Source organism: Halorubellus litoreus (assembly GCF_055378595.1).
In genome coordinates, this window is the sequence record NZ_AP043836.1 from 145,760 (window position 1) to 169,072 (window position 23,313).

General features: G+C 69.4%; 23 protein-coding genes and 1 tRNA gene. 14 read left to right on the plus strand and 10 right to left on the minus strand.

The features are described 5' to 3' along the window. The first annotated feature begins 140 nt into the window (after window positions 1-140). Window positions 141-323: a hypothetical protein gene (locus tag ACZ48X_RS05070; RefSeq protein WP_336350184.1), complete on the plus strand. Its 183-nt coding sequence runs from the start codon at window positions 141-143 to the stop codon at window positions 321-323. Window positions 324-478: 155 nt separating this feature from the next. Here the strand turns inward: ACZ48X_RS05070 and ACZ48X_RS05075 are convergent, their stop codons facing one another. The 3 genes from ACZ48X_RS05075 to ACZ48X_RS05085 all read right to left on the minus strand — a co-directional run bounded on the left by ACZ48X_RS05075 (window position 479) and on the right by ACZ48X_RS05085 (window position 3,239). Then, complete coding sequence (locus ACZ48X_RS05075) at window positions 479-1,573, minus strand: DUF63 family protein (protein ID WP_379762530.1); 1,095 nt, start codon at window positions 1,571-1,573, stop codon at window positions 479-481. 292 nt (window positions 1,574-1,865) lie between these two features. Beyond that, window positions 1,866-2,315 carry an Lrp/AsnC family transcriptional regulator gene (locus ACZ48X_RS05080; protein WP_336350182.1) on the minus strand — a complete coding sequence of 150 codons (450 nt, stop codon included), beginning with the start codon at window positions 2,313-2,315 and terminating at the stop codon, window positions 1,866-1,868. Between the two features lie 102 nt (window positions 2,316-2,417). Continuing rightward, the gene (locus tag ACZ48X_RS05085) at window positions 2,418-3,239 is read right to left on the minus strand and encodes an inositol monophosphatase family protein (protein WP_336350181.1); all 822 of its coding nucleotides are present in this window, start codon (window positions 3,237-3,239) and stop codon (window positions 2,418-2,420) included. 317 nt (window positions 3,240-3,556) lie between these two features. On the opposite strand from ACZ48X_RS05085, the gene ACZ48X_RS05090 reads away from it, so the two are divergent. Then, complete coding sequence (locus ACZ48X_RS05090) at window positions 3,557-3,814, plus strand: hypothetical protein (RefSeq protein ID WP_336350180.1); 258 nt, start codon at window positions 3,557-3,559, stop codon at window positions 3,812-3,814. A gap of 140 nt (window positions 3,815-3,954) precedes the next feature. On the opposite strand, the gene ACZ48X_RS05095 is transcribed toward ACZ48X_RS05090, so the two are convergent. After that, window positions 3,955-4,038: transfer RNA gene (locus tag ACZ48X_RS05095), tRNA-Leu, on the minus strand. A gap of 127 nt (window positions 4,039-4,165) precedes the next feature. Here ACZ48X_RS05095 and ACZ48X_RS05100 point away from each other — a divergent pair. Beyond that, window positions 4,166-4,651 (plus strand): DUF309 domain-containing protein, encoded by a 486-nt coding sequence (locus ACZ48X_RS05100; RefSeq protein ID WP_336350179.1) that lies wholly within the window; start codon window positions 4,166-4,168, stop codon window positions 4,649-4,651. A gap of 21 nt (window positions 4,652-4,672) precedes the next feature. On the opposite strand, the gene ACZ48X_RS05105 is transcribed toward ACZ48X_RS05100, so the two are convergent. Together ACZ48X_RS05105 and ACZ48X_RS05110 are read right to left on the minus strand one after the other, a co-directional pair. Next, a complete protein-coding gene (locus ACZ48X_RS05105; protein WP_464379832.1) occupies window positions 4,673-6,979 on the minus strand; it encodes an integrin alpha in 2,307 nt (768 codons plus the stop codon). Window positions 6,980-7,253: 274 nt separating this feature from the next. After that, the gene (locus ACZ48X_RS05110; protein WP_336350177.1) at window positions 7,254-7,715 is read right to left on the minus strand and encodes a DUF5518 domain-containing protein; all 462 of its coding nucleotides are present in this window, start codon (window positions 7,713-7,715) and stop codon (window positions 7,254-7,256) included. A 117-nt stretch (window positions 7,716-7,832) separates the two neighbouring features. On the opposite strand from ACZ48X_RS05110, the gene tmcA reads away from it, so the two are divergent. From tmcA to ACZ48X_RS05125, 3 genes are all read left to right on the plus strand, one after another. Then, entirely contained in the window at window positions 7,833-10,175 is a 2,343-nt protein-coding gene (gene tmcA, locus ACZ48X_RS05115) for a tRNA(Met) cytidine acetyltransferase TmcA (protein ID WP_336350176.1), read from the plus strand. Between the two features lie 107 nt (window positions 10,176-10,282). After that, window positions 10,283-10,768, plus strand: a complete 486-nt coding sequence (locus ACZ48X_RS05120) for a DUF456 domain-containing protein (RefSeq protein WP_336350175.1) — start codon at window positions 10,283-10,285, stop codon at window positions 10,766-10,768. A gap of 61 nt (window positions 10,769-10,829) precedes the next feature. After that, window positions 10,830-11,543 (plus strand): hypothetical protein, encoded by a 714-nt coding sequence (locus tag ACZ48X_RS05125; RefSeq protein WP_336350174.1) that lies wholly within the window; start codon window positions 10,830-10,832, stop codon window positions 11,541-11,543. A gap of 21 nt (window positions 11,544-11,564) precedes the next feature. Here the strand turns inward: ACZ48X_RS05125 and ACZ48X_RS05130 are convergent, their stop codons facing one another. From ACZ48X_RS05130 to ACZ48X_RS05145, 4 genes are all read right to left on the minus strand, one after another. Further along, a complete protein-coding gene (locus tag ACZ48X_RS05130; protein ID WP_336350173.1) occupies window positions 11,565-13,289 on the minus strand; it encodes a glutamate--tRNA ligase in 1,725 nt (574 codons plus the stop codon). A 111-nt stretch (window positions 13,290-13,400) separates the two neighbouring features. Beyond that, the gene (locus tag ACZ48X_RS05135; RefSeq protein WP_336350172.1) at window positions 13,401-13,988 is read right to left on the minus strand and encodes a DUF8159 domain-containing protein; all 588 of its coding nucleotides are present in this window, start codon (window positions 13,986-13,988) and stop codon (window positions 13,401-13,403) included. A gap of 138 nt (window positions 13,989-14,126) precedes the next feature. Further along, window positions 14,127-15,182, minus strand: coding sequence for a geranylfarnesyl diphosphate synthase (gene idsA3 / locus ACZ48X_RS05140; RefSeq protein ID WP_336350171.1), 1,056 nt, complete (start codon window positions 15,180-15,182; stop codon window positions 14,127-14,129). Then, complete coding sequence (locus ACZ48X_RS05145) at window positions 15,182-16,528, minus strand: ribonuclease J (RefSeq protein WP_336350170.1); 1,347 nt, start codon at window positions 16,526-16,528, stop codon at window positions 15,182-15,184. Before ACZ48X_RS05145 ends, idsA3 begins: the two co-directional genes overlap by 1 nt. Before the next feature lie 378 nt (window positions 16,529-16,906). Between ACZ48X_RS05145 and ACZ48X_RS05150 the strand changes: the two genes are divergently transcribed. The 8 genes from ACZ48X_RS05150 (at window position 16,907) to ACZ48X_RS05185 (ending at window position 23,304) form a co-directional block, all read left to right on the plus strand. Further along, window positions 16,907-17,197, plus strand: a complete 291-nt coding sequence (locus ACZ48X_RS05150; RefSeq protein ID WP_336350169.1) for a 50S ribosomal protein L21e — start codon at window positions 16,907-16,909, stop codon at window positions 17,195-17,197. Between the two features lies 1 nt (window position 17,198). Then, window positions 17,199-17,555: an RNA polymerase Rpb4 family protein gene (locus tag ACZ48X_RS05155; RefSeq protein WP_336350168.1), complete on the plus strand. Its 357-nt coding sequence runs from the start codon at window positions 17,199-17,201 to the stop codon at window positions 17,553-17,555. 49 nt (window positions 17,556-17,604) lie between these two features. Further along, window positions 17,605-18,168 carry a DUF655 domain-containing protein gene (locus tag ACZ48X_RS05160; RefSeq protein ID WP_336350167.1) on the plus strand — a complete coding sequence of 188 codons (564 nt, stop codon included), beginning with the start codon at window positions 17,605-17,607 and terminating at the stop codon, window positions 18,166-18,168. A 109-nt stretch (window positions 18,169-18,277) separates the two neighbouring features. Continuing rightward, the gene (locus ACZ48X_RS05165; RefSeq protein ID WP_336350166.1) at window positions 18,278-19,114 is read left to right on the plus strand and encodes a 16S ribosomal RNA methyltransferase A; all 837 of its coding nucleotides are present in this window, start codon (window positions 18,278-18,280) and stop codon (window positions 19,112-19,114) included. Further along, window positions 19,111-20,493 (plus strand): mechanosensitive ion channel family protein, encoded by a 1,383-nt coding sequence (locus tag ACZ48X_RS05170; protein ID WP_336350165.1) that lies wholly within the window; start codon window positions 19,111-19,113, stop codon window positions 20,491-20,493. Before ACZ48X_RS05165 ends, ACZ48X_RS05170 begins: the two co-directional genes overlap by 4 nt. Then, window positions 20,493-21,068: a HemK2/MTQ2 family protein methyltransferase gene (locus ACZ48X_RS05175; RefSeq protein WP_379762528.1), complete on the plus strand. Its 576-nt coding sequence runs from the start codon at window positions 20,493-20,495 to the stop codon at window positions 21,066-21,068. Before ACZ48X_RS05170 ends, ACZ48X_RS05175 begins: the two co-directional genes overlap by 1 nt. A 98-nt stretch (window positions 21,069-21,166) precedes the next feature. After that, a complete protein-coding gene (locus tag ACZ48X_RS05180; RefSeq protein ID WP_336350163.1) occupies window positions 21,167-22,165 on the plus strand; it encodes a 5-methyltetrahydropteroyltriglutamate--homocysteine methyltransferase in 999 nt (332 codons plus the stop codon). Continuing rightward, window positions 22,162-23,304, plus strand: a complete 1,143-nt coding sequence (locus ACZ48X_RS05185; protein ID WP_336350162.1) for a methionine synthase — start codon at window positions 22,162-22,164, stop codon at window positions 23,302-23,304. The genes ACZ48X_RS05180 and ACZ48X_RS05185 overlap by 4 nt, the downstream gene beginning before the upstream one ends. The last annotated feature ends 9 nt before the right edge of the window (window positions 23,305-23,313 follow it).

A 23,313-nucleotide genomic window follows, 5' to 3' on the forward strand; every position in this document is an offset into this window, starting at 1 on the left:
CAGCCATCGGCCCACTCGTCGCTGCCCGCTGCCGCACGTCAGACTCGTCTAGCCAGGGCTAGATTTAAGCCCAGGGGCTCGCTAACTATTACCACGGTGTTCTCTCGGATGGAAGCCCACCCACAGACAGAGGTACGAGCATGACGACCGAATACGACCTCCCCTGCGCCACCTGCGACGGCCCGCTCGCACGCGACACCGTCGCCCCCGACGACCTCGGCGTCGACGCCCCAGGCCCCGTCCCCGTCGCCACCTGCGAGCACTGCGGCAGCCGATACTACCCCGCCGAAGCACTCGAAGTCATCGGGAACGAAGCCAGCTGACCCACAGACCCGCCAGAACCAACAACCTCGAAACCGCCGAACCGGCGACCTGGCGGTCGCCGGATGCTCCTGCGGTCAGTTACTCAAACAGCCAGTACCCCACCAGCACCGCCGAACCGGCGACCTCGCGGTCGCCGGATGCTCGTGCGGCCAGTTCAAACCAGGAACGTTGCGCGGAGCATGTCCCGCGTCCCCGGGCCGAGGCCGACCGCGAGGATGGCGAGCAGGAGCATGAACGTGAACCGCGGGCTCTCCTCGAATATCTGGTCGTCGAACACCCACACGACGAACACGGCAGCGACGAGCTTCACGAGGAGGAACGTCCACGCGTCGCCCGTTATCGCCGTTATCGACTCCGGAAGGACCTGCCCCGTGAAGTCCTGCACGAACTTGTTCACGGGATGCTTCGGTTGGAGGTCAGCGGTCGCGACCGGCACGAGCTCGTCGTACCAGTCCAGGCCGATGACGTTCGACACGCCGTCGACCGCCTGCCCCCAGATGATGACCGCGCCCATGTAGCCCGTGCCCTCGTTGATCTGCGGCGCGAACGTACGGATGAGCCCCCAGACGCCCGCGGTCGAGAGCGTCGCGAACAGGAGCGTCAACGCGGTGATTATCGGATAGAACCGGAGACGCGGCGGCGAAGTCAGGTCCGTCGTGAACGCCAGCGCGGCGACCGCGCCGACCGTGAGCACGAGCAGCGTCGTCCCCATCGCCGCGAGCGGGTACTCGAACGTGCTCGTGTACCCCTGCCGGTGGATCCAGAGTGCGAGCAGGAGCGTCGCGAGCGTCAGGAAGAACATCGTGAAGTAGATGATCGGACTGATGAACAGCGTGTTCAGCGGGTAATCGAGCGCGAACGCGCTCGCCTCCGCCGGCAGCACGTTGTTCGCATCCTCGAGCACGCGGAGCGCACCACCGAGCGGAACGAACGGGAACAGCGCGTAGAACAACGCCCGGTAGCGCGTCAGCTCCAGACGCCGCAGGAGCAAGGCCACGCCGACGAGCATCACGAGGAGGATGACCGCGTACCCGACCTCCGAGTACACCGTGTACCCGGGTTCCGCGACCGGCCCCATGTTCGCCGCGACGTCCGCGCTCGACACCTGCACTTGCTCGCCGTCCGCCCACGCGACGTACCGCCAGCCCTGCGCGTCAGCGTACACCGGCCCCCAGAAGTAATGCCAGACGAAGTTCGCGTAGACCGTTCGCGTGAACGCGATCGATCCGAGGCCGAACACGACGAACATGCCGGCGACCGCCGCCAGCCACGCCTGGAACAACGACACCCCAAGTCGGTCGAGGAGGCCGCTCTCGGCGGGGTCGGGGTCGGCGTCCGCATCGAACTCGGTCGCCTGCTCGTGCTCGAGTTCGTCGACGCTCACCCCGTCGTCCACGGTCGCGTCGTCGCGGGACCGGTCGTCCGCGCCCGACTCGTCGCCCCCGTGTCCGGGGTCGTCACTCGTCATGTTGGATACCAGCGGACGGCCCGCGTTTTACCCTTCCGGTCTTTCCCGTCGTCCCCGTCAGACCGGAGGTAGCCTACACGGGCAGTTCCTCGGTCTCGTGCTCGGTACCGAGGACGACCATCGTCTGCGAGCGCGCGAACCCGTCCATCTGCGCGACCTCCTCGAACATCAGTTCCCGGAGCGCGTCCGCGTCCTCGGCGTACACGCGAGCCATCACGTCCCACTCGCCGGTCGTCAGGTGAATCTCCTGGACGCCCTCGACCGCGCTCAGTCGGTCGAGCGTGTCCTTCTCTCGGCCTTGCTCGACGCGGAGGCCGACGATAGCGGAGATACCGAACCCGACCTCTCGCGGGTCGACCTTCGCGTGATACCCTTCGATGACGCCCGCCTCCTGCATGCGGTTGACGCGGTCGTGAACGGTCGCGCTCGACATGTCGATGCGTCTCGCGACCTCCGAGAACGGTGTGCGTGCGTCCTCCTGGAGGATGCGGAGGATCTCCCGGTCAGTGTCGTCGAGGTCCATGAGTATCGACGGTTCGTCGCCCGGATACAAGTGATTGACGGGGATTCGACGGCTCCGAATCGCGTCCGCCGACGAATCGACGGAGCGGCTGTGCTCGGGTGGTCAGGCAGCGTCCTCGTCGCTGCGAACGGCCTCGGCGGCCTGTGCGGCAGCCAGCACGTCCTCGTGGACCGCGCCGTTCGACGCCACCAGACCCCGGGAATCGTGCCGCCAGCGGTCCCCGTAGACGTCCGTGACGCGCCCGCCAGCTTCGCGGACGAGCTGCACGCCGGCGATGGTATCCCACGGGTTCGCCGCGACGTTCGTGTACGTGCCGCCGACGGCGCCCTCGGCGACGCTCGCGAGCGCGAGCTGCGCGCACCCGAACCGGCGGACGTCACCGAACCGCTCGACGGCGGCCGTACACGCGGCGGCGTACTCGTCCCGACGGTCGAAGTCCCACCAGATCGTCGGCACCGCGACGAGTCGCTCCGGGTCCGCCTCCTCGCTCACCGCGATCGCGTCGCCGTTCCGTCGCGCACCCTCGGGGCCGACGACGTACGTGTCGCCGAGCGCGGGCGCGACCGTCGCCGCCGCCACCGGCTCGCCGTCGACGACCGCCGCGACGCTCGTCGCCCAGAACCGCATCCCGGAGACGTAGTTGTTCGTCCCGTCGATCGGGTCGACGACCCACGCCGGCCCCTCCTCCGGCACCGACTTCAGTTCGTCGTCCTCCTCGCCGACGATGGCGTCCGCGTCGAACTCGTCGCGGATCGCGTCCACGACCGCCGTCTGCGCGTCGCGGTCCGCCTGCGTCACCACGTCCGTCTTCCCGTCCTTCGTCTCCACGTCGATACCCGTCCGGAAGCGCGACTCCGCGACGGCCGCCCCTGCACGGGCCGCAGCCAGCGCGACGTCCGCACGAACGCGAGCGTCCTCGGTCATGCCTCCACTGGCGAGAGCCGTACAAAAATGCCCTCCGATTCCCCCCGCACGGATCGCTCCGCGAGCGAACGGACTCGCCGGACTGGCCGCCTGCGAACGCCAGGAGTCGACGGACCGCCCCGCCTGCGAACGCCCAGAGTCGACGGACCGCCCCGCCTGCGAACGCCCAGAGTCGACGGACCGCCCCGCCTGCGAACGCCCAGAGTCGACGGACCGCCCCGCCTGCGAACGCCCAGAGTCGACGGACCGCCCCGCCTGCGAACGCCAGGAGTCGACGGACCGACGCGGCTTTGTCGGCGCGCACGCCACCATCGTCCATGAACACGCTCGCGAAACGACTGTACAACGTCGCACCCGACCCGGTCACGCTCACGTTCGCGGACGACACCACCATCGACCTCGCCATGGGTCACGCCGAGTTCTTCCAGGAGGAACTCGAAGCCGAAGGCGAGACCGACGACGGCACCACGTACCGCATCGTCGACGGCGACGACGACGACACCCTCCTCGTCGCCCGCGAGACCGCCGACGGCTGGCAGATAGTCGGCGAAGCCGTCGACGTCGAGCGCGCCTGACACCGAGGGCGGCGCCGGCCGTCGGTTCCGGGAACGACAGCGCTGTCGCTCGTCGATTTCGAGTGAGAGTTTTGCGAGGGAAGAACGCTCCCAGAGCGCCTTCCGCATCTCGCACGCCCCTCAAGCGGGAGCGAGCGCGATGCGAGGGAAGGGATTTGAACCCTTGGACCTCTACAGGAGCGGATCTTGAGTCCGCCGCCGTTTCCTAGCTTGGCTACCCTCGCACGCGGTCACTGCTTGTTCCCCCCGGTATTTGCGTCCTGTGGTTTCCCGCCTCAGCAGCCGCGGCCGAGAGCGCGTGGACTCGGTCGGACCCGATTGTTCTTCCGCGCCGAGTGCGTGAGCAGGCGTATGGACGAGCACACGAACGACCCGTCGGTCGGCCCGCCCGCTCGCGGCGACCCGACGGGGTGGGACGCCGACGCGGAGCGCTGGGAGCACGCGACGCTCCGGCGCGCGCTCGAGCACGGCGTCGCACTGTTCAACGCGGGTGCGTACCACGAATCACACGACTGTTTCGAGGACGAGTGGTATAACTACGGCCGCGGGTCCCGGGAGTCGATGTTCCTGCACGGGATGGTGCAGGTCGCCGCCGGGACGTACAAGCACGTCGACTTCGAGGACGACGACGGTCTTCGATCACTGTTCCGGACCGCGCTCCAGTACTTCCAGGGACTCCCGAACGACATGTACGGCGTCGAACTCCTCGACGTCCGCACGACGATGACGAACGCACTCCAGGACCCGACGGTCGTCGAGGGCTGGCAGCTCAGGCTCGACGGCGAGATTCTCGAAGCGACCGACGCGGACTACGCGTACGCCGAGCACGCCGACTGACGACGACCGCACCTGGAGCCGTCACCGGACCGGATAGACCGCGTCGTCGTCGTCGTCATCGTCCTCATCGTCGTCGTCGTCGTCATCCTCCTCAGCATCGTCGTCGTCGTCATCGTCGTCGTCATCGTCGTCGTCATCGTCCCTCTCGTCGTCGTCATCGTCCCTCTCGTCGTCGTCATCGTCCCTCTCGTCGTCGTCATCGTCCCTCTTGTCGTCGTCATCGTCCCTCTCGTCGTCGTCTTCCTCCCCATCGTCCTCCTGGTCCTCGGTATCGTCATCGTACTCATCCTGCTGGCCGTCGCGCCAGGGGAACTCGTCGATCGGTTCTCCGGGCTTCTGGCCGCCTGGACAGCGTGCGGATCGTCCGGTCACCTCGAAGGTCGGATTCTTGAACGCGCCGACGTGCTGGACGGCGATCGCGACGAGTTTCCCGCCCTGGCCGGCGACGCTGTCGCCCGAGTCCCGGAGGGTGTCCGAGTACACCCGGTACCCCGCGTTCGGGCCGTTCCCGGGATTGTACACCTGGACCGTGACCTTGAGTGGGTAGTCGACGCCGGACGCGTACACGACCGCGTTCCCGCAGCCGTTGAACACGACGCGTGCCGTCACCCGCTCCGTCGTCTTCGTCGTCGTCGGTTCCGTGGTCGTGGGCTCGGTCGTCGTCGGTTCCGTGGTCGTGGGCTCGGTCGTCGTCGGTTCCGTGGTCGTGGGCTCGGTCGTCGTCTCCGGTGGGCGTTCGCTGGCGGGGACGCAACTGCTGTCGAGGAGGTACGCGCCGCCAGCGTCGACGGCCGTGGTGTCGGCGTCCGGCGCGCCGACGACGACGTCTTCGGTGTCGTTTTCGGTGACTACGCCGACGTCCGCGACGCTCCATCCGGCGCGGTCGCCCGCGGAGACGCCGCGGAACGTCGCGTCCGCGTCAGCGAGCTCGCGTTCGTCGGCGAGGTCGGCAGCACCCGCGAGGAGGTACGCCGCACCGGAGTCGTTCAGCGTGACGCCGTCGACAGTCGAGTCGTAAAGCGGCGCGCCGACGAGCACGTCCGCGTAGCCGTCGCACGTCACGTCGCCCGACCCGGCGGCGGAGACCGCCCAGCCAGCACGGTCGCCGGTGCCTTCGCCGTACGCGGCGAGCGCGGACGCGTTCAGCGGCACGGTCCCGTCGCGGTCGTCGCTCCCGGTGACGACGTACGCGACGCCGGCCTGGTTCCCGTTCGTGTCGTTGAACGGTGCGCCGACCAGGACGTCGTCGACGCCGTCGCCGTTCACGTCGCCAGCGCCCGCGACCGCCCAGCCCGCGAGGTCGCGTTGCTTCGCGCCAGCGAGCGTCACCGCCGCGTCCGCGAGCGAGGACTCGCCGGCGAGCGACCGGTTCGTCAGGACGTACGCCGCGCCGGACGCCGGCCCGGTCGCGTTGGTCCGGGGCGCGCCGACGACGACGTCGGCGTCGTCGTCACCGTCGAAGTCGCCAGCGGACGCGACCGACCAGCCCGCGTTGTCGCCGGGTGCCTCGCCGCGGAGCGACGCGTTCGCCGCCGCGAGCGAGGCCGTGCCCGCGGGCGGCGTCTCGAGCACGTACGCCGTCCCCGCGTCTTCGCCGGCCGCGTCGTTCCCCGGTGCGCCGACGACGACGCGGTCGGGGGCGTCGTCGCTCCGGTTCCCGACGCCCGCGACCGCGTAGCCGGCGCGGTCGCCGCGTGCGACCCCGCGGAGCGTCCACGTGGCCGTGCCGAGCGAGACGTTCGCCGCCAGGTCGGTCTCGTCGAGGACGTACACCGCGCCGGCGTTCCGGGAGGCGGCGTCGTCGTTCGGCGCGCCGACGACGAGTTCGGGGACGCGGTCGCCGTCGACGTCCGCGCTCGCGAGCGCCGCGCCAGCGCGGCTCGCGGGCGCTTCGCCGTGCAGGACGACGTCCGCGTCGGTCGCGTTCACGTCGCCGTCCTCGACCGGGCCGAAGAACACGTAGACCGCGCCGGCGTCGGTGCCCGCGGTGTCGTTCCGGGGGGCGCCGACCGCGACGTCGGCGTGGCCGTCGTCGTTTAGGTCGCCGACGTACGCGACCGCGGCGCCGAACGAGTCGTTCGCGCCAGCGCCGCGGAACGTCGCGTTCGCCGTCGCGAGCGAGCGCTCGCCGGAGAAGGATTCGTCGCCCGGGACCGCGCTCGCGTCGACGCCCCCTGGCGCGTGCGGCGTCTTCGCGTTCGAGGTGGGGGCGTCCGCGACGAGCGGGGTGACGGTCGCGGCCGCGGCACCGACGAACACGACCGCGACGACCGCCAGGACGACCCAGCGGCCGACCATCGCGTCGCCGGCAGGGTGTACTCGGGACATACGCTGAGGTATCGGGCCTCCGTTCCTTTGTTATGCCAACGTATCTCGCGAGTAAGCACGCTCGCGTGCAGTGACGGCGAGGATTACTCCGTGCGGGCTCGCTGGCGCGTTCGGTCGACGAACGCCTGTCGCTGCGTGCGTCTGGATCGTCCCGCGGCGAGAAAAGGAACGGTTACCGCGACGGAACGTGGTCACCGATGGATTGCGGGTCCTCGACGGAACGCACTCATCGGTGGATGCCGGGCCCGTGCTGGGGCGTCGGCGCCCGTGCGGCTCAGTCCTCGCTCGGGGCTGGGTCGCGTCCCGATTCGGTCCCCGACTGCGATTCGAGTTCGTCCATGGTCGATGCCGTCGTCGTCGACGCGTCCGCGTCGTGGTGTCGGACCGCGGCGAGGTACGCGCCGACGGCGCCGCCGACCGCGGCGCTCCCGATCGCGTACGCGACCGTCGCGGTCAGTGCGAGCACCACGAACGCGACGGGATTCATCGGGATGGAGGGGACGCCGGCGGGTGCGAACACGAACACTGGTGCCAGGAGTGCGACGCCGACGAACAGGGGGAACGCGACGATGAGGCCGGTGACGGTGCCGGCGGTCGCGCCGTCGCGGACTCGCCCGCGCTGGAGGTAGCCGGCGGCCCCGCCGCCGACCGCCGGCGAGAACGGGACGACGACGAGGACGAGTGCGACGACCGCGCCGACGACCGCGTTCGCGAAGGTGTTACCCGAGGAGTGCATCGTCCCGATTATGTCAACCCGTTACTTATTCGTTCGGGCGGAGCTGCCATGCAGGCGTCTCGTCACCCGGACTCGGGAATGGACACCTGTTTCTGCCGGCGCGTCGACCGTCCGAGTATGAACGCGGACGGGACGGACGGAGCGGACGGCGCGGGCTCGCACGTCGAGGTGGGCGAGTACGCGAGGGCGCTGCACGCGGAGGCCCAGCGGGCGAACGAGCGTCGCGTGCTCGTACTCGCCGGCGGCCCTGCGGCGACGCGGGAGCGAGCGCACGACGCGGTGGACGCGCTGTCGGTGGGCGTGAGCGAGACGACGGTCGTCGGCCCGGAGGACTTCCTCGCGGGCGAGCACGTCGGAGTGCGTCGCGCCGGCGAACTGCTGGGAAGTACGCGCGAGGTAGTCGTCCTCGACTGTCACGCGGAGTGCCGGCCGAACGCGCTCGGGCGCGTCGTCGGCGTCGTCGACGGCGGCGGCCTCCTCGTCGTCCTCGCGCCGGACGTGGACGCCTGGCCGGACGTCCGCGACGGGTTCGACGAGGGCATGGCGGTCCCGCCGTTCTCGCTCGACGAGGTCACCGGGCACTTCAGGCGGCGGCTGGTCGCGCTCGCGCGAGCGCACCGGGGCGTGAGCGTCGTCGACGTCGACGACCCGACTGAACAGGGAGACAGCGACGGCGGCCGTCTCGTCTCCGACGGGCGAACGAATCCGCCGCCAGCGAAGCCGACGCCCGAGCCGTCGGCGCCAGCGGACCCGCGATACCCGGCGGCGGCGTACGAGGCGTGCCGGACCGCCGACCAGGCGGAGGCGGTCGGGGCCCTGGAGGCGTTGCTCGACGACGACTCGGCGGTCGTGGTGTCGGCCGACCGGGGGCGCGGGAAGTCCAGCGCCGCTGGCCTCGCCGCGGGCGCGCTCGCGGCACGTGGCGACGACGTGGTGGTGACCGCGAGCGAGCGCCGCGGGAGCCGCGAGGTCTTCGAGCGCGCTCGCGAACTCCTCGACGCGCTCGACGCCGCCGGTGAGCACGCGGGCGAGTACGACCTGCGAGCCGCCGACCCCGGCGTGTCCACGGATGCCGATGCGGGCGGACGCGTCCGGTTCGCGTCCCTCGCGGACGTCGTCGACGACCCGACCGACGGGGACGTGCTCGTCGTGGACGAGGCGGCGACGATACCGGTCCGCCGGTTGGAAGCGACGCTCGACGCGGACCGCGTGGCGTACGCGACGACCGTCCACGGCTACGAGGGCACGGGCCGCGGGTTCGACGTCCGGTTCCGCGGCCGCCTCGACGACGGCGCGCACGCCGTCGTCGAGTCGAAGCTCGTGACGCCCATCCGGTACGCGGCGGGCGACCCCGTGGAGGTGTGGGCGTTCCGCGCGCTCCTGCTCGACGCCCGACCGCCCGTGGACTCGCTCGTCGCCGACGCGACCCCGGCGTCGGTCGCGTACCGCGAGCTCGACGCCGACGCGCTCCTCGCGGACGAGCACCTGCTCCGGGAGGTCTTCGGGTCGCTCGTGCTCGCGCACTACCGGACCGAGCCCGACGACCTCGCGCGCTTGCTGGACGCGCCGAACCTCTCCGTGCGAGCGCTCATCCACGACGGCCACGTCGCGTGCGTCGCGCTCCTCGCCCGCGAAGGCGACCTGTCCGCTGACCGTCGCGCCAGCATGTACGAAGGCGGTCGCGTGAAGGGGAACATGCTCCCGGACGTCCTCACGAGCCAACTGCGGGACGAACGCGCCGCCGAGACCGTCGGGTACCGCGTCGTCCGCATCGCCACCCATCACGCCGTCCGCAGGGGCGGCCTCGCCTCGCACCTCCTCGCGGAAATCCGCGCGGAGGTCGGCGACGACGTCGACTGGCTCGGCTCCGGGTTCGGTGCCACGCCCGAACTCGTCGACTTCTGGCGCGAGAACGGCTACGGGAGCGTCCACCTGTCGACGACGCGGAACGACGCGAGCGGCGAGTACTCCGCGATCGTCCTCGACCCGACGAGCGACGCGGGCCGTGCGCTCCACGACCGGCACGCAGAGTGGTTCGCCGAGCGCGTCCCGGGCGTGCTGTCGGACGCGCTCGCGGACTGCGACCCCGACGTCGTCCGGGCGACGCTGCGGGCGTGCGACGCCGACGTCGACGTCGACCTCTCGGCGGCGGCGTGGCGGACGGTCGTCGGCGCGTCATACGGCCCCGGATTGTTCGACGTCGCACCCGGGCCGTTCCGCGACCTCGCCGTGAAGCACCTCGTCGACCCCGACGACAGCGCCGGCGCGCTCGACGCCCGCGAGGAGCGCCTGCTCGTCGAACGCGTCCTCCAGGCGCGACCGTGGCCCGCAGTCGCCGACTCGCTCGACTACGTCTCGCCGGGCGCCTGCATGCGAGCGCTCGGCGACGCCGTCCAGCCGCTCGTCGACGCGTACGGCGACGCGGACGCCCGCCGCGAACGCGAGCGCTTCGCGGACTGAGAACGCCGAGCGGCCGCCGGGGCAGGACAGCCACCGGAAGCACGACAGCCACCGGAAGCACGACAGCCACCGGAACGTTCTTCGGCGCGCTCGCGCTACCAGCACGCATGCTCCTCGGTCTGGACGTCCTGACGGTCGTCGCGCTCGCCCTCCTCGCGCTCGGCGTGGTCGGGAGCGCCATCCCGTCGGTCCCGGGTCCGCTCGTGAGTCTCGCTGGCGTCCTCGCGTACGCGTTCGGCGGCGGCACCGGCGTCAGCACCGTCGTGCTCGCCGCGCTCGTCCTCGTCGGCGTGGTCGCGGTCGTCGCGGACTGGCTCGCCGGCACGCTCGCCGCGAAGTACGGCGGCGCGTCGTGGACGGCGAGCATCCTCGGCGGGGTCGTCGGGTTCGTCGCGTTCTTCGCCGTCGGCCCGGTCGGCCTCATCGTCGGCCTCGCCGGCACCGTCTTCCTCGTCGAAGCGTACCGCGAGAACGCCGAGCACGCGACCCGCGCTGCGGTCTACTCGACGCTCGGCGCGCTCGGGAGCGTCGTCGTGCAGGTCGTGCTCGCGTTCGGGATGCTCGCGACGTTCGCGCTCGCACTCCTCGTATGACGACTATCGACCGTACCGAGGCCCCGTGCTGGACGACCACCGACGGCATCGAGGGCGCGAGATGACGACGTTCGTCGAGTTCCTCGCCGGGAACGCGCTCGCGCTCGCCGCCGTCGCCACCGTCGCCCTCGTCCTCGTCGGCGTGTTCGCGCTCGGCGACCGCTCCCCGCCGACCGTCCAGCCGACGCGCCCCGTCTCGACGACAGCGGAACTCGCGTCGACCGCCGACGGTACCACGACGACCGACGGACCCGCGACCGACGAAACCACGGCCGCTCCGGTCGCCGTCGTCGGCACGCCCACGACCGAAAGTCCGCTCGACGCCCCGTTCGTGGACGTCGACGCGGTCGCGTTCGCCGTCCGCGTCGCCAGTCCGTTCGGGCACGTCACGACCGTCCGCGCGGTCGCCCCGTTCCACCTCGACGTCGACGGCGAGACCGTCCACGTCGACCCGCCGACACCACATTCACCGGTCGTCGACGACGCGCGCAGCACGCACCGGCGCGTCCTCCACGACGCCGACGACGTCCCCGCGTCGACCGCCGACGTCCTGAGCGCGCTCGACACCGACCGGTCGCGCGCCGCTCGCGTCCTCTCCGGCGGAATCCTCCCCGGTCGCACCCACCGCACGTACCGCGTCACCGTCGTCCCCGTCGACCGACAGGTCGCCGTCGTCGGCGCGCTCGCGCGCGACGGCGACGACTGGCGACTCGACCCGGCGACCGACGGCGCGCTCCGCTTCCTCGACCCCGCGAGCGTCACGAAGCACGCCTGAAAGAACCAGTACCGGTAGTCGTCAGGGGTGCGCGAAGTACGTCTGCACGTCCGCGTCGCCCTCGAAGTCCAGGTCGTCGACTCTTGCGTAGCCGACGCGCTCGAACTGGACGACGTCGTCGACGTCGTGGTCGACCACCCCGGGTTCCGCGATGCCGTGCTCGTCGCCGTCCATCGTCCGCATGCGGACCGAGACGCCGTCGGCGGGCGCCCAGTGCACGACGTCGACGTCGCCGTCGGTGACGACCGACAGGTCGTCGTCCGTGAACGCGAGCGCGTCGCCGGTGGACTCGACGCAACCGAGGCCCTTCAGCCAGACGCGGTCGCCGGCGTCCGGGACGTCACCCGGTTCGAGGACGAGCGCGTCGCCGACGGGGATGTCGCGGTCGCCGCGGTCCTCGAAGTCCGGGTGCAGGGGCGGGTGCGCGCTCCCCGGCCCGTCGCCCTCGATGGGGACCTCCACGGGGTCGCGGACGAGGAACCGCCGCGTCGCCGTCTCGTCGACGTACTCGCGGTTCTTCGCGTACACGCTCGACATCGCGAGGTCCACGTCGCTCGTGGACATCCCGAGTTCCAGCATCGCGTCCACGAGCGCCTCCCCGCGGATGCCGCGGCGGCGAACGCTCGCGACCGTCGGCGCACGCGGGTCGTCCCACCCGTCGAGTTCGCCCTCGGCGACGAGCTCCTTGATCGTGCTCGTACTCATCTTCACGTCGTACGCGTCGATCTGGACGTGCCCCCAGTGCACGACCTCCGGGTACTCCCAGTCGAAGTACTCGTAGAGGAACCGCTGGCGCTTCGCCGAATCCTGGAGGTCGATACCGCGAACGATGTGCGTGACCCCCGTGAGGTGGTCGTCGACGCCGCTCTGGAAGTCAAGCATCGGCCAGCACCGGTACTCCGCTGCTTCCTCGCGCGGATGCGGCGTGTCCACCATCCGGAACGCCACCCAGTCCCGGAGCGCCGGGTTCTTGTGGTCGATGTCGGTCTTCACGCGCAGCGTCATCTCGCCCGCGCTGTACTCGCCATCGACCATCGCCGCGAACTCCTCGCGCGTCGTCTCCGCGTCCTTGTCGCGATGCGGGCACGCCTCGCCCGCGTTCTTCAACTCCGAGAAGTCCTCGCCGCTACACGAGCACGTGTACGCGCCACCGGCGTCGATGAGGTCGCGAGCGTGCTCGTAGTACGTCTCCACGCGGTCGCTCGCCTTCAGGACCTCGTCCGGTTCGAACCCGAGGTACTCGACCGCCTCGAGGATCTCGTCGTACGCCGACAGGTCCGGGCGCTTGGTCTCCGGGTCCGTGTCGTCGAACCGCACCAGCATCCACCCGTCGTACATCTCCTTGTACGTCCCGATGACCGCAGGCATCCGCGCGCTCCCGAGGTGCCAGGGACCGTTCGGGTTCGGCGCACACCGCATCCGGACCTCGTCGTACTCCTCGACGTTCGGCAGGTCCGGGAGCGGCGCGTCCTCGCTCTCGTCCTCGGCCATCAGCTCCTCGTAGCGCTCGGGCGCGAGCTCCTGCAAGCGCTCGGCGCGCTCCTCGTGACTCATGTCGTTCACGCGCCCGACGACGCCACCGACGACGCCAGGGACCTCGTCCGAGTGCTCGCGGAACTCGGGGTTCTCACCCATCAACGGCCCCATCACCGCACCGACCGCCGCGTCGCTCTCGTGCTTGACCGCGTTGAACAACGCGGCCGTCTCTGCAGCCTCCTCCACGCGCGCTCGAAGTGCCTCGTCCATTACCGCGACGTACTCCCGGCCGCGTAAAAACCGCCCCGATGTCCCGCCGCCGACCGCGCGCCCGACCGGCCAGCGCGCGTCACCGGTCCGCCGACCCGATTCGAGCCAGCGTCAGTTCGAGCCCACGCCCTCGGGGAACCGACGCGTGTTGAACACGCGCTGTGCGACGCCCGCGTCCGAGAGGTCGCCCGACCGCCACTTCTTCACCCACGTCGCCTGCACGTGATAGCTCGTCGCCTGCTCCTCGAACGCGCGAGCGATGTCCGCGGAGAGCTTCGCCGTCGGCCCGTCGTTCGCGACGATGAGGCCGTACGCGGAGATGACGGCGCCGATCTCGCGGCGCGACTCGCCGCGCGACGACGCCGACGACTCGTACGCCAACCGCACCGTGTCGTCGTCCCGGACCATGCTCGTCACCGAGAGCGCGTGCTTCTCCTCGAGGATCCACCGGAGTTCACCGAGCGTCCCCTTCCCGTCGCTGTTCGGCGTCCGCTTCCGTATCTGGTCCGAGCCGGTCGTCGCGAACGTCGCGCTCGCGCCGACGCCCGCACCGACGAACAACCCGACGCCGCCGACCAGTACCTTCCGGCGAGACACGTCGAACCCGCCGCCCTCGCCGTCGGCCGCGTCGACGTCGCCGCTCTCGGCAGCGTCCCCGTCCGGTCGTCCGTCACCCGTGGTCGTCTCGTCCCCTGGCATACCCCCAGCTACCACGTCGATACAAAAAGCACCGCCGAGAGAATCGACGCTCGACTCACGGCTCGAAACGGAACGCGAAACCGAGCCCGGGGTCGCTCCGCGAGAACGCGAAACGGAGTCGGCATGCAGTCGAGCGGGTCAGTACTCGCGCTCGATGAGGTAGTCCGCGAGGTCCTCCAGCAACCGCCGCGCGTCGTTCTCCGGCAGGCGCTGCAGGCGGTCCTTCCCCTGCTCGACGAGGTCGCGCGCCGTCTGGTTCGCGTACTCGATGCTCCCGGCCTCGTGCAGGCGCTCGACCGCGTCGTCGATCTCCGCCTCCGTCACCGCCTCGACGTCGTCGGTCTCGACGAGCGAATCCACGTCCACGCCGTGTCGGCGCGCGTGCACCGTGATGAGCGTCTGCTTGTTCTCCACGAGGTCAGAGCCGCGCTGCTTCCCGAGCTTCTCGCTCGGAACCGTCAGGTCCAGGACGTCGTCCTGGATCTGGAACGCGCGCCCGACGTCGAGCCCGTACCCGTACAGCGCGTCGACGGTCTCCTCGTCCGCGCCGAGGACGATACCCGCCATCGCCGCCGACGCCGCGTAGAGGACCGCCGTCTTGTGCTCGATCATCTCCATGTACTCCTCGGGCACCACGTCACCGCGCTGCTCGAACGCGACGTCGAGACTCTGGCCCTCGCAGATCTTCGTGCACGTCGACGCGAGCATGTGGAGCGCATCCACCGACCGTTCCGCGGGCGCACCCGTCTCGAGGAGGATCTCGAACGCCTTCGAGTACAGCGTGTCGCCAGCGAGGATCGCGGTGTCGAGCCCGAACTTCTCGTGGACCGCCGGCACCCCACGACGGAGCTCGTCGTCGTCCATGATGTCGTCGTGGATGAGCGTGAACGACTGGATGACCTCCACGCTCACCGCCGCCGCCATCAAGTCCACCGGCTCCCCGGTCAGGTCCTCGAACGCTCGATAATCGACGTCCTCGCTCAGGCCGTCGACGTCCGTGAGCGCCTCACCGACCGCGAGCAGGACCGTCGGCCGCAACCGCTTCCCGCCCGCGTCCAGCAGGTACCGCGACGCCTCGTAGAGTCGCTCCGGCCGCTTCACCGGAAGCTCCTCCGGGATGGCGGCGTTCACGTGCTCTCGGCGCGCTTCCACCGCCGATAGCACCGCTTCCTCCCGCGTACTCGGGTCTGTCATCATTCCACGAGCTGGATGAGGTTCCCGTTCCGCGTAACGTGCAGGTCACGACCGACCTTGTACCCCTGATTCTCTGCGAGGTTCACGTACCCCGAGAACCCGCTCATGTCCTGGTGCGCCGGGATGACGTGCTGGGGCTGGAGTGCCTGCAGCATCGCGTAGTGACCCTCCTGGTTCAGGTGGCCGGAGACGTGGATGTCGTCGTAGATGCGCGCGCCCTGCATCCCCAGGAGCTGCTCGGCCTGATAGCGCTGGCCTTCGTTCGTCGGCTCCGGGATGACTCGCGCACTGAAGATGACCTTGTCACCGTCGTCCAGCTCGTACGGCGTCTCGCCGCGAGCCATCCGCGTCAGCATCGCGCGCGGCTCGCCCTGATGGCCCGTGACGATGGGGAGGTAGTCGCCCTTCCCCTCGTTCATCACTCGCTTGAACGTCCGGTCCACGCTCTTGCGGTGCCCGAACATCCCGACGTCGTCCGGGAAGTCGACGAACCCGAGGCGCTCCGCGGTCCCCGAGTACTTCTCCATGGAGCGACCGAGGAGGACGGGCTGACGCCCGATGTCCTTCGCGAACTCGACGAGGCTCTTGACGCGAGCGATGTGGGAGGAGAACGTCGTCGCGACGATACCGCCGTCGTAGTCCTCGATGGAGTACATGACGTCCTTGAGGTGACGGCGCGCGGTCGCCTCGCTCGGGTTCCGGCCCTTCTTGTTCGCGTTCGTACAGTCCTCGATGTAACACAGCACGCCCTCGCGACCGATCTCGCGGAAGCGCTTCATGTCGATGGGGTCGCCGATGACCGGCGTGTGGTCCATCCGCTTGTCCAGGCCGTACACGATAGCGCCTTCCGGCGTGTGCAGCACGGGGTTGATGGCGTCGATGATGGAGTGCGTGACGTTCACGAACTCGAGCTCGACCTGCCCGCTATCGCCGATACTCATCGTCTCACCCGCCTCCATCTCAACGAGGTCGTTCTCGACGCCGAACTTCTGCTCGCCCTCGATCTGCTGTTTGACGAGCGCGTTCGTGAACGGCGTCGCGACAATCGGCGCGTTGTAGCGGTGCGCGAGCTTGCTGATGGCGCCGATGTGGTCGAGGTGGCCGTGCGTCGGGACGATCGCCTGCACGTCACCTTCGATCTCGGACATGATGCGGTCGTCCGGGATGGCACCCATGTCGATGAGGTCGAGACTGTGCATCTTCTCGGTCTCGACGTTGTCGTGGATGAGGACCTTCGACAGGTTCAGGCCCATGTCGAAGATGACGACGTCGTTCCCGGCTCGTACTGCGGTCATCTGGCGGCCAACTTCCTCGTAGCCGCCGATTGTGGCGATTTCGATTTCCATAGCTAACGCACTGAAAGTCCGCCGCGGCGGCGAGCGCTGTCGGCCGCCCCCGAGGACGGCTCCGTGTATGCAAATACCCGCGGTTGTCCGATTGCAGGGGCCCCGGCGTCTTGCAGCACGTCGGCGTGCAACCCGCTATGCTTCACTCGTCTACGGCCGCGAAACCGGCCGGCGGCGAGCCCGACTCCGAGCGAAGCACTTACCCGCGGGCGTTGTGGTATCCTGCCCTTCTCGCTCGGAGGGTAAAAAGACAGCGGGTTGGGTGACAATGCGGTCACCGGCGTCGTTCGGAGGTCACGTGCGCAACGGACCGCGGGCGCCCAGCGGGCGAGGAACGTGCGTTTTATAACGACGACGGCGGAACTGGGGTGTACGACTATGCCGAACTCGCACGGACCCCGCAAGAAGACCCGGAACAAGCTGAAGAACCACCCCCGAGAGCGCGGCACGTCCCCGCCCCAGCGCGCGATCCAGGAGTTCGAGACGGGCCAGAAGGTCCACCTGAAGATCGACCCGTCGGTCGCCGACGGTCGCTTCCACCCGCGTTTCAACGGCCTCACGGGCGAGGTCGAGGGCAAGCAAGGCGCCGCGTTCAAGGTCCTCATCAACGACGGTGGCAAAGAGAAGACGGTCATCGCCGCGGCCGCGCACCTGAAGGCCCAGCAGTAGGATGACGATATTCAAGGAGAAGCTCGACGAGGAGTTCCTGACGTTCGCGGAGACGAAGGAACTGCTCGACGAGGTGGAGGCCGACCGCGCGCTCGACGAGGACCGCGAGATGCGCTACGAGCTCGCGCGCGCCATCGAGCACGTGAATCGGTTCACGGTGCTCGACCCCGAGGAGTCGGTCGAGCTCGTCGAGGAGCTCCAGGAGCTGGAGAAGGTCGACGAGGCGACGGCGTACAAGATCGCGAACCTCCTGCCGGAGGACCGCACGGAGCTGCGGTCGGTGTTCGCGAAGGAGCGGTACACGCTCGACGGCGACGAACTTGACGAGATCCTGAACGTTCTCGCGAAGTACGTCTGAGTCCCTGCCGCCATCTTTTAAATACGTCGTCGTCGTAACTGCTACTATCATGAGTGATTCAACCGCCGAAGAGCGGGTCGCAGTCGTCCTCGACATCTTCCCGAACGGGCGTTCGGACGGTCGGCACGGCTCTCGGCCGATGGCGTACGCGCTCGACGTCCGTGACTTCACGCTGAAGGAGGTCGTCTTCGAGGAGACGCCGGAGGTCGGGATGGACGACGAGCTCGTCGTCGAACCGCCCGGTGACGAGATCCGCGGCGTGTATCCCGTAGAGTACGAGGACATCTCCGGGAGCGCGCAGTCCGAGCTCGAGTACATCGTCGAGGAGCTCGTCGAGGCCAAGGAGGACCGGTTCGTGGCGTTCTACAACGACGCGCAACCGATCACGCTCCGGCTCCACCAGCTGAACCTCCTGCCGGGTATCGGGAAGAAGCTCCGGAACACGATCCTCGACGAACGCAAGCGCAAGCCCTTCGAGAGCTTCGAGGACCTCGAGGAGCGCGTGAAGGGCCTGCACGACCCCGTGGGCGTGCTCGTCGAACGCATCCTCGAGGAGGTCCGCGAGGACGACCTGAAGTACAAGACGTTCGTCGGTCGCGACGAGGACGCCTGACGCGGCGAGGGCGCCTGCGTCGCGTCGCGTGAGTCGTCTCCGGGGTCGGTCGCCCCGAGAGTCATCCCGCTGGGTTTACCCTGCCTCGCGTACTAGCCGAGTGCAATCGATGAGAGACCCTGAGGGCTTGCTGTCTCGTGCTGGCGTGCGTGGCGACCCGAACCACGACCAGCACTTCCTCGTTGACGACCGCGTGCTCGACCGGCTGCCGTCGTACCTGCCCGAGGGCGAGGGCGTCCGCGAGCACGTGCTCGAGATCGGTGCTGGGAACGGTGCGTTGACCGCGCGACTCCTCGCCGAAGCGGAGCACGTGACGGCGGTGGAGCGCGACCCGGAGCTCGCGGCGTTCCTCCGCGAGGAGTTCGCGGAGGAGATCGCGGCGGGCGACCTGGACGTTGTCGAGGGCGACGCGTTGGAGGTCGATCTCCCCGAGTTCTCGGCGTGCGTCGCGAACCTCCCCTATAGCGTGTCCAGCCAGATCGCGTTCCGGCTGCTTCCCCTGAAGAAGCCGCTCGTGTTGATGTTCCAGTTGGAGTTCGCGGAGCGGATGGTCGCGGACGCGGGAACGGACGACTACGGGCGGCTGTCCGTCTCGGCCCAGCACTACGCGGACGTGGAGATCGTCGAGCCGGTCCCGAAGGAGGCGTTCAGTCCGCAGCCGGCGGTCGAGAGCGCGGTCATTCGCGCGACGCCACGCGACCCGGCGTACGAGGTCGACGACGAGGAGTTCTTCCTGGACTTCGTGAAGGCAGTGTTCACGCAACGCCGGAAGACGATGCGGAACGCGGTCCGGAACACCGTCCACATCTCGGGGCTCGACGACGGGTCGGCGGTCGTGGACGCGGCCGACGAGGACCTGATGGGGATGCGGCCGGGGAAGGTGTCGCCCGAGCGGCTGGCTGCGCTCGCCGCGCTCGCGGCCGACGTCGGCCGTGATGCGGAATGATACAGTCCGACGCGTCGACCGCGATGGAGGTCGCGCGGTCGCTGAACGAGCTGTCGCGCGTGTTCGACACGGCGCTGACGCGGACGCTCGTGACTGGGCTCGCGCTCGGCGTCCTCACCGGTATCGGTTGGGTGACGACGCAGGTCCAGACGTGGCTCCGCGAGCGGTTGAGTGACGTCACGGCGGACGTGGTGACGGTCGTCGTCGTCGGGACGACGTTCGTCACGGCCATCGGCGTGTCGATGGGCGTGTGGCAGCTCGCGGACGACGTTGTGCGAGCGACGCGCGGCCTGGAGTTCATCAACGGCCCGAACCTGGCGGCGACGGTCGTCATCCTCCTCGTCACCCACCTGCTGTCGCGGGCGGGGCGTCGACTGGTCGACGGCTGGGTGAGTAACCGGCAGGCGTTCGACCAGCACGAGGTCGAGATCACGTACCGCGTCCTCCAGATAATTCTCTGGGTGACGGCGATATCGGTCGTCCTCGGCCTCTGGAACGTGAACCTGACGGGCGTGCTCGTCGGCGCGGGGTTCGCGGGTATCGTGGTCGGGATGGCGGCGCGCCAGACGCTCGGCGCGGTCCTGGCGGGGTTCGTGTTGATGTTCGCGCGGCCGTTCGAGATCGGGGACTGGGTGGAGATCGGCGACAACGAGGGGATCGTGACGGACATCAGTATCGTGAACACGCGCGTGCAGACGTTCGACGGCGAGTACGTGATGATCCCGAACGACATCGTGAGCGGCCAGGAGGTCGTGAATCGCTCGCGGAAGGGGCGACTCCGCATCGAGGTGGAGGTTGGCGTGGACTACGACGCGGACGTGCCGACGGCGACGGAACTTGCCGGAGAGGCGATGGACGACCTGGACGCGATACTGTCGGTGCCGACGCCGCAGGTGGTCGTCAAGGAGTTCGGTGATTCGGCGATCGTGCTCGGGTGTCGGTTCTGGATCGACAAGCCGAGCGCGCGCCGGAAGTGGCGGGCGCGGACGGCGGTCGTCGAGTCCGTGAAGGCGGCGTTCGACGAGGCGGGCGTGAAGATCCCGTTCCCGCAGCGCGAGCTGTCCGGGCGCGCGGAGACGGGCGGGTTCCGGCACGCGGAGACGTCGGAGTCGGTGCCGGTGGAGAACGGCGGCGTGGATGCGGACCCGGAGCCGGACGCGGTCGTGGAGCCGGCCGACGAGGACGTGCCGACGCCCGACGGGTCCGGGGCGAGCGAGCGCGAGAGCGGGTTCGGTATCGGCGGGGACGACCTCGGGATGACGTTCACGAAGGGGCGCGTGTCCCTCGGCGATGACGGAGACGACGCGGACGACCGCGACGCGCCCGACGGCGGCTCCGACGAACGCGACGGGGCCGACGACGCGGAGGGGTCGTCATGATGGACCTCGCGGAGCGTCGTGGCGTGGAGACGGAGGTATATCAGCCGGCGGAGGATTCGGCGTTGCTGGCTTCGGTCGCCGAGGACGAGGTCGGGTCGGGCGACCGCGTGCTGGAGGTCGGGACGGGGTCGGGGTGGGTGGCCGAGCAGGTCGCGACGGAGACGGGTGCGGACGTGGTGGCGTCGGACCTGAATCCGCACGCGACCCGGCAGGCTCGCGAGCGCGGCGTCGAGGCGGTGCGTGCGGACCTCGTCGCGCCGTTCCGGGACGGCGCGTTCGACGTCGTGCTGTTCAATCCGCCGTACCTGCCGGAGGACGCGGCGGCGGCCCGGGACGACTGGATGGAGACGGCGCTGACGGGCGGGGAGGACGGGCGCGCGGTCGTCGACCCGTTCGTGGAGTCGGTGGCGCGCGTGCTCGCCCCCGACGGGTACGCGTTGATGCTCGTGAGCAGTCTGACCGGGGTCGACGAGGTCGTCGAACTCGCGGGCGAGTGTGGGTTCTCTGCGGTGGCGATGCGCGAGGAGTCGTATCCGTTCGAGACGCTGTCGGTCCTGAAGCTCCTGCCGGCGTAGGTCGGGTGCGTGGCGCGTCCACACGCAACGTGATTACTGTGGCTCATTTGTCCGTACAGTAAATATTAAACAGCCGCATTTCCTACGCGGTACCACGCATGACAGAACTCGTCGCCACCACACCCGGGCTGTTCCCGCTCCCGGACTGGGCGAAATCCGACCTCTCCGACCTCAAAGGCCACCAGAAGGAAGACCTCGTCGACGGCGACGAGGCCGACGCCGTCCGCGACGCCTACGCCACCGCCCGCGGCGAGGTCGTCGACGCGCAGGTCGACGCCGGCCTCGACCGCGTCGTCGACGGGCAGCTCCGCTGGGACGACATGCTCGCGCACCCCCTCACCGTCCACGACGACGTCGAGACCCGCGGCATCGTCCGGTACTACGACAACAACAACTTCTACCGCGAGCCCGTCGTCAGCGAGGAACTCGACTTCTCCGGGGACGTCGCCGACGAACTCGACGCGACCGCCGCCCTCACCGACGAGCCCGTACAGGCAGTCCTGCCGGGCCCGTACTCGCTCGCGGACCTCGCGACCGACGAGTACTACGAGGACGACCGCGAGTTCCTCGCCGCCATCAGCGAGTTCCTCGCCGGCGAAGCCGACGCGTTCCCGGACGTGGAGACCCTCTACCTCCTCGAACCGTCGCTCGTCGAGAACGCACCCGACGACGACGTCGCGGACGACCTCGCATCGGCCGTGACGACCGTCGCGGACGCCGTCGACGCGGCCGTCGTCGTCCAGCCGTACTGGGGCGCACTCGACGAGAAGACGCACGCGCACCTGCTGGACGCCGACGTCGACGCCATCGGGTACGACTTCGTCGCGAACCACGAGGACAACCTCTACAACATCAACGAGTACGGCACCACCGACGACGTCTCGCTCGGCCTCGTCGACGGCCAGAACACGCTCGTCGAGGACCCCGAGGTCGTCCGCGACCGCGTCGACTGGGTGCACGAACAAGCGGTGAGCGCCGACTTCGACACCACGTACGTGACGACGAACACCGAGCTGTTCTACCTGCCGTACGCGAAGTACGAGGCGAAGCTCGACGTGCTCGGTGAAGCGGTCTCGCTCGCGGAGGTGGAAGCATGACGGACGCGACCGATTCCAGCGACGATGCTCCGAACAGCAAGGACCAGTTCCGGCCGGTCGGACACGAGAACGAGCACTTCCTCCTGACGACGGTCGTCGGGAGCTACCCGAAGCCGAAGTGGCTCGACCGCGCTCGCGAACTCTACCAGGGCGGCGATACCACGAAACCCCGCGAGCACCAGGGCGAGCACGCCGAGGAGCTCCCGGACTTCGACGAGGACGCCTGGGAGGAAGCGAAGGACGACGCGAGCCGCCTCATCACGAAGGAGCACGAACGCGCCGGCCTGGACGTCGTCGTCGACGGCGAGATGCGGCGTAACGAGATGGTGGAGTTCTTCGCGCACCGCATCGACGGCTACGAGTTCAACGGCCCGGTGAAGGTCTGGGGCCACAACTACTTCGACAAGCCGAGCGTCGTCTCGGAGGTCGAGTACGACGAGACGTGGCTCGTCGACGAGTACGAGTTCACCGCCGACGTCGCCGACCGCCCGGTGAAGGTCCCCATCACGGGCCCGTACACGCTCGCGAACTGGAGCTTCAACGAGGCGTACGACGACCTCGAGAGTCTCGCGGTGGACCTCGCGGACCTCGTGAACGAGGAGATCCAGAAGCTCGTCGACGCCGGCGCGCGCTACATCCAGATCGACGAGCCGGCGCTCGCGACGACCCCGGACGACCACGCCATCGTCGGCGAGTGCCTCGAGCACATCGTCGCGGACATCCCGGAGGACGTCCGCGTCGGCCTCCACGTCTGCTACGGCGACTACTCGCGCATCTACCCGGAGGTCCTCGAGTACCCCGTCGACGAGTTCGACCTCGAGCTGTGTAACGGCGACTACGACCAGCTCGACGTCTTCAAGGACCCGGCGTTCACCGCCGACCTCGCACTGGGCGTCGTGGACGCGCACGTCGCGGAGGTCGAGACCGTCGAGGAGATCAAGGCGAACATCCGCAAAGGCCTGGAGGTCGTGCCGCCCGAGCAGCTCGTCGTGTCCCCCGACTGCGGGCTGAAGCTCCTGCCGCGCGAGGTCGCGTACGAGAAGATGGCGAACCTCGTCACCGCCGCCCGCGAGGTCGAAGCCGACCTCGACGCCGGCGAGATCACGGTCGACGCCGCGCCCGCGAAGGCGGACGACTGACGTCGCGAA